Source organism: Porphyromonas sp. CAG:1061 (assembly GCF_000435035.1).
In the GTDB taxonomy this organism is placed as follows: domain Bacteria; phylum Bacteroidota; class Bacteroidia; order Bacteroidales; family Porphyromonadaceae; genus Porphyromonas_A; species Porphyromonas_A somerae.
This window is the reverse complement of the sequence record NZ_HF988941.1, coordinates 11815-14185: the sequence shown is the minus strand read 5'-3', so window position 1 is coordinate 14185 and position 2371 is coordinate 11815. Positions and strand designations below refer to the sequence as shown.

The following is a 2371-nucleotide window of genomic DNA, read 5'->3' as shown; positions in this document are numbered from 1 at the left end:
GAGGCCAGCAACCAGAGTATAGTAGGGGGCGAGGTTATTCCCTTGGCTCCATAGCATTGGGATCCCCAATAGATCCGAGGCGGTGGCTCCGAGGTCAAAGCCAAAGTTCTCCAATGAATTTCTAGCTTTATCAGGATGAATACAGGGCTTATCAACCAGACGAGTGCAGGCACCCTTAGGGCACAGTTTGCAACTCCCCGGATAGCATGCCCTACTCCCAGGGTGGGCAGTTTCCAATGCCAACATCTCAGGATCAATCTGAGCTCTTGCCCACTGCATGATCTCCTCCACCACTTCATTGCGTGCTTCGGGATTGGGATATACAGTCGCTGCCATCTCAGGGGTCAACACTACTTGATAGCCGATGATATCCACCGTTTGGTACGGCTTGAGGAATTCATTGACATCGAAATCAAAAGGCGGACAGACCCACTGCTGACCATAATTGCGACACTGCCTGCAATAGCCCAAGAACTTCTCTATATGCTGATATCGCTCCTGGTATTCCAGAAGCGATATCGTAGCTGTATGCTTAATAATATGTGCGAAGTCGCTCATCCTTACTCCTTCAGAATCACATCGTGAGCACCACCCTCCACAATTGAAGTTGAAGAGACGAGGGTCACCTTACTATTGTGCTGCAAAGTATTAATATCCACTGCGCCACAACTACACATAGTAGCCTTCATCTTACCGAGTGTGAGCATCAGGTTGTCCTTCATCTTACCGGCATAAGGCACATAGCTATCCACGCCCTCCTCAAACTTCATGCCCTCAGTCTCACTACCGCTATCGTAGCGTTGCCAGTTTTTTGCTCTATTAGAGCCCTCGCCCCAATACTCCTTCACATAGTTATTATTGACCTTGAGCTTCTTTGTAGGGCTCTCATCGAATCGAGCAAAGTAGCGTCCCATCATCAGAAAGTCGGCACCCATAGCAATTGCCAAAGTCATATGATAATCGTGCACGATACCACCATCGGAGCAGATAGGGATATAGACCCCAGTCTCCTCAAAGTACTCATCACGTGCCTCGGCGATATCCATCACAGCCGACGCCTGACCACGTCCAATACCCTTTTGCTCACGAGTAATACAGATAGAGCCGCCACCAATGCCCACCTTCACAAAGTCGGCACCCGCCTCCACTAGATAGCGGAAACCATCACGCTCCACCACGTTACCTGCTCCGATAGGAAGATCGGGATAATGCTCCTTCACCCACTGAAGAGTCTGCTTCTGCCAAACCGAGTAGCCATCCGAGCTATCGATACAGATCACATCCACCCCAGCCTCCACGAGTGCAGGCACACGCTCCTTATAGTCACGGGTGTTGATGCCCGCCCCTACAAGTAGCTGCTTATTGACCTTATCGGAAAGCTCACTAGGGTTTTCCCTATGGCTATCATAATCCTTACGGAAGACAAAGAACTGCAGGTTTTGCTTCTCATCTATAATAGGAAGGGTATTGAGCTTATGCTCCCAGATAATATCATTCGCCTCCGAAAGGGTAATTCCTAGGCGCCCTATGGTCAACTTTGAGAAGGGGGTCATGAAGGATGCGATCTTCGTCTCCCTTGGCGTAGTACTCAGTCTATAGTCACGGCTAGTGACCATCCCTAAAAGCTTGCCATTAGGTGTGCCATCCTCTGTAATTGCAATGGTAGAGTGCCCCGTGCGATGTGTCAGGTTGAGCACATCCTGGAGCGTCTGGTCGGGGGTCAGATTAGAGTCGCTAGTAACAAAACCAGCCTTAAACTTCTTCACCCTACGCACCATTTCCGCCTGGCTCTCAATGGACTGCGAACCAAAGATAAAGGAGAGACCACCATTGCGTGCCAGCTCAATCGCAAGGGTATCATTAGATACCGACTGCATGATAGCACTCACAAAAGGAATGTTGAGTTGGATTTTTGGCTCCTCACCACGACGAAACTTCACGAGTGGAGTCCGCAAGTTGATATTCTCAGGGGTGCACTGCTCAGTGGTTAGCCCTGGTATAAGTAGATATTCTCCAAAGGTATGAGAAACTTGATTGAGTACTTTTGCCATACTTCCTTCTATTTTTATTAGGTACAACTTGCACGCAAAGTTACTATTTTTCTGCATATCTCGCCTAAATTATTGCAGAATGTTGCGGAGGAGTCGCATAAGAAGTATAATGATCTAATATGCTTAGCTTGTATTAGTCAAAAGGGCAAGAAGACAAGGCCACTTATCGTCGTCCCAACCTGCTAAACAAGGTGGGGAAAATGGCTCAAATAGGGCCGCTAAAACCTCCTTTACAACTAGCTGTAAATCAAGACTATAAAAATGAGTTTACCGAGATGCAACTAAGCAATCGGCGAGATGCAACTCAGCAAATGCTTTGT

General features: G+C 48.0%; 2 protein-coding genes. Both read right to left on the bottom strand.

Going from position 1 to position 2371, the window contains the following annotated elements; genetic code table 11:
• On the bottom strand, window positions 1-558 hold a 558-nt coding region (locus tag QVO39_RS07805; RefSeq protein ID WP_288171935.1), incomplete at its 3' end, for a DUF2284 domain-containing protein.
• Window positions 559-560: 2 nt separating this feature from the next.
• Window positions 561-2051 carry an IMP dehydrogenase gene (locus QVO39_RS07800; RefSeq protein ID WP_288171934.1) on the bottom strand — a complete coding sequence of 497 codons (1491 nt, stop codon included), beginning with the start codon at window positions 2049-2051 and terminating at the stop codon, window positions 561-563.
• Window positions 2052-2371: the final 320 nt, after the last annotated feature.